Annotated in this window: 4 protein-coding genes; 2 read left to right on the top strand and 2 right to left on the bottom strand. The window is 66.8% G+C overall.

Annotated elements, in window-relative coordinates; all coding sequences use genetic code 11:
* Both PMN64_RS42510 and PMN64_RS42505 read left to right on the top strand, forming a co-directional pair.
* Positions 1 to 428, top strand: a 428-nt coding sequence (locus tag PMN64_RS42510) for a hypothetical protein (RefSeq protein ID WP_411785067.1), incomplete at its 5' end; no start/stop codon positions are given.
* Positions 429 to 581: 153 nt separating this feature from the next.
* On the top strand, positions 582 to 1736 hold the full coding sequence (locus tag PMN64_RS42505; protein WP_051447719.1) for a caspase domain-containing protein: 1155 nt from the start codon (positions 582 to 584) through the stop codon (positions 1734 to 1736).
* A 41-nt stretch (positions 1737 to 1777) separates the two neighbouring features.
* Here the strand turns inward: PMN64_RS42505 and PMN64_RS42500 are convergent, their stop codons facing one another.
* Positions 1778 to 2341: a DUF488 family protein gene (locus PMN64_RS42500; RefSeq protein WP_080686642.1), complete on the bottom strand. Its 564-nt coding sequence runs from the start codon at positions 2339 to 2341 to the stop codon at positions 1778 to 1780.
* On the bottom strand, positions 2334 to 2543 hold the full coding sequence (locus PMN64_RS42495) for a DUF2945 domain-containing protein (RefSeq protein WP_028338922.1): 210 nt from the start codon (positions 2541 to 2543) through the stop codon (positions 2334 to 2336). The genes PMN64_RS42500 and PMN64_RS42495 overlap by 8 nt, the downstream gene beginning before the upstream one ends.
* Between the last annotated feature and the right edge of the window lie 676 nt (positions 2544 to 3219).

The raw sequence follows: 3219 nt of genomic DNA, 5'->3' as shown, positions 1-3219 counted from the left end.
CCTTCGATGCGATGCGCGAAGGCCTCGGCAGTTACCTCGCCGCGGTCTCGCTCAATCCCAATATCGATCTGTCGGTGCATGACCGGGTGTTCTTCGCGCTCGGCGCCGGCACCGTGCCGGTGTTCGACGCCAACCGCTTCTCGGCCGCGGAGATGCCGCATCTCGCCCGCTTCAGCTTCGGCCAGGACACGATGAGCATCGCCGCCGCCGTCGAGGCCGTGCTGGCCGATCCCTCAGCGGCGCAAGCGGCGGCCGCGACCACCTTGCGCGAGCTCTATCCGCGCTTCTCGATGCAGCGGTCGGTGCAGGACATCCACGAGATCACGATGTCGATCGCGGGCGCCGCCGGCGCCAGTTTGTTGCCGGCCGAGCCGGTGCCCGCCGGCGTCTGGACGCCGAAGCAGGCGGCCCGATCCACGCGCAGCTAGTAGCCCGCATGAGCACAGCGACATGCGGGGCCCGCACCAACGGTCTTCCCCGGATATCGCGGAGCTCATCCGGGCTACGCTTGATTGCCATTTCCGTGGCCACCTCGCGACGGCTGCGATACGCTGCACCCGTCACCTCCGATCGGGGCCAGCATGAACCGCCGCGCGTTTGTCTCGGGACTGGCCGTTGCCGCGGCGCTTGCAGGCTTCGCCGCGCCGGCTGCAGCCGACGGCAAGCGGGTGGCGCTGGTGATCGGCAACGGCACCTACAAAAGCGTGCCGGCGCTGTCCAATCCGCCGAATGATGCCGGCGATATCGCCGCCGCGCTGAAGCGCCTCGGCTTTGCCGTGACGCTCATCACCAATGCAGGCTTCGACGAGATGCGGCGCGGGCTGATCGCATTCGGGCGCAATGCCGCCGGCGCCGACATGGCGGCGGTGTACTTCGCCGGCCATGGCATGGAGATCAACGGCGACAACTGGCTGATCCCGATCGATGCCGAACTGAAGCGCGATACCGACGCCGCCAATGAAGCGATCAGCCTGCAAAGCGTGATGCTGCAGGTCTCCAACACCGGAAGTCTCGGCCTCGTCATCCTCGATGCCTGCCGCAACAATCCGTTCGCGGCGAAGATGAGCCGCTCGCTCGCCGCCCGCGCCGCTGCCAGCAGCGGGCTCGGCCGCATCGAGCCGGTCGGCAATGTGCTGGTCGCCTATGCCGCGCGCGACGGCACCATTGCGCTCGACGGCGACGGCCGCAACAGCCCGTTCGCCGCGGCGCTGCTCCGCAACATCGAGACGCCGGGCGTCGAGGTCACCTTCATGTTCCGCAACGTCCGCGACGACGTGATGGAGGCGACGCGCAACGCGCAGCAGCCGTTTGTGTACGGCTCGCTGTCGCGCAAGGCGATCTATCTCGTGGCCGCGCCGCCGGCCGACGACGCCGCCGCGAAGCAGGCGAACGCTGCGCCGGCAGCCGCCGCATTGTCTGCGCCATCGACGACGTCGGCCGGCGCGATCGATCCCGCGCTGGTCGGCACCTGGGAGATCATGGTGCCGGATGGTCGCGGCCAGTCGCGCTGGATCTGGCGGATCATGGCCGACGGCACCTATCAATTCCACGCCGAGCCTTCGCGCGCCGCGCGCCCGCACGAAGGCACCGTCAGCTTCGCTAACGGCCGCTGGACGCTGCATGCTCTGCGAGGACTGAGGAACTACAGCGACGGCGGCTCCTACGAGATCCGCGACGCCATTGCCGTGATCACCGGCAAGCTCGGCACCGGCTATTGGAAGCGCAGCGTGGAGTGAGTGGGCGCGGCGCGATGGTGCAGCCGCAAGCCTCGCCCCTTTCATAAATCCAGTTCACCCGTCGCCGGATAGGCCACCGTGCCGTCGCCCTGGACGACGGCGCCTTCGGTGAGGCGGGCGGGCTCGAGGCGCCCCTCCCCCATGATGTGGACGACGGTCTCGCCGGACGCAATGAGATAGTCGGCGACGATGCGGCGGTGGCAGCGCCACCACACCGCTTCCGAGCACATCATCGCACAGCGTTGCCGGCGCCCTTCGTCGCGCAGATGCTGGAGCGCCGCATGAAACTGCGGCGACAACGCATAGTCGGCGTAGTTATGAAAACTCTCGTTGCTCCAGAACCCATTGACGGACGGCGGCACGCTTCGCGCCTTGCCGCGGAGCCCGCCGAGATCGGCCAGATGCTCATACGAGATGCCCGCGGCCTTGAGCGGCTTGGGCAGCGTATCCTTGTTGAACTGCGGATTGGTTCGCGACCGCGGCACCGTTCGGATGTCGACGATGCGCTCGATCGCGGCCGCGCCGAGGAGAGCGATGAAATCCTCGAGGCTGCGGGTGGAATGACCGACCGTGAAGAACGGAAGCGCCACGTCTTTGCTAGGCATGATGCAGCGCGCTGCCCTTATGGGCCGCGACGTGATCGGTCTTGTCGCTCTTGATCTCGTATTGCGGATCGGCCTCCGAGGCGCGGTGCGTGTGCCCCTTGTAGTCGAAATCGCTGGTGTGAACCGCGATGATGGTGCCCGAGACGCGGCCGGCCTCGGAATTCCAGCTGACGTGATCGCCGACCTTGAATTTCCTGGCCATGCTTGAAGCCTCCTTCAGGCGCGGAATTGCTCGCACAGTACAGTGTCAATTGGCCACTCCGGAAAAGCACCGCCAGGCCAAACGAGCTGGCAATCGGCGAGGTTCCCACTTCGCGCTTGCGAGGCCTGCTGCCGTGCTCTGCTGCAACCACCGCCTTATGCATTTCGTGCCAGCGTGGCACGCAGTTGAACCAACGGAACGAAGCACGTTCAGCGGGATTGATCGGGACACCCTTGCAAGGAGTCCGGACATGCGACCAACCAAGGCTTTGCTGGTTCTCAGCTTCATCGCATCGGCAGCAATGATACTTCCTTATGACGCACAGGCCCGGCGCGGAGGAGCCGGCGCTCGATCGGCTCACTTCCACGGCGGAGGCATGCGGCCTGGTTGGCACGGCGGCGGCACGCGATGGCATGCCGGCGGCTGGCACGGCGGCCGCGCGCGTTGGGCCGGCGGCGGCTATTACCGCGGTGGCGGTTACTATCGAGGCGGTTGGGGCCCCGGAGCTGCCGCGGCCGGTTTGGCGACTGGCGCAGCCATCGGAGCCGCGACGGCCTATAACTCCTGCTATCAGACGCGAAACGTGTGGAACGGTTACGCGTATGTCCAGCAGAGTGTGAGGGTCTGTTAGGCATCTCCGCGTCCGCGATGCCGGGCTAATCACATCTCCGCCGAG

The sequence above is a fragment of the Bradyrhizobium sp. UFLA01-814 genome, from assembly GCF_046718885.1.
Classification (GTDB): domain Bacteria; phylum Pseudomonadota; class Alphaproteobacteria; order Rhizobiales; family Xanthobacteraceae; genus Bradyrhizobium; species Bradyrhizobium elkanii.
The sequence above is the reverse complement of the archived record's forward strand: the minus strand, read 5'-3'. Positions and strand labels throughout refer to the sequence as shown.

Coding starts and splice junctions, on each gene's coding strand:
- PMN64_RS42505 (WP_051447719.1), top strand. CDS start 582: ATGAACCGCCGCGCGTTTGTCTCGGGACTGGCCGTTGCCGCGGCGCTT.
- PMN64_RS42500 (WP_080686642.1), bottom strand. CDS start 2,341: ATGCCTAGCAAAGACGTGGCGCTTCCGTTCTTCACGGTCGGTCATTCC.
- PMN64_RS42495 (WP_028338922.1), bottom strand. CDS start 2,543: ATGGCCAGGAAATTCAAGGTCGGCGATCACGTCAGCTGGAATTCCGAG.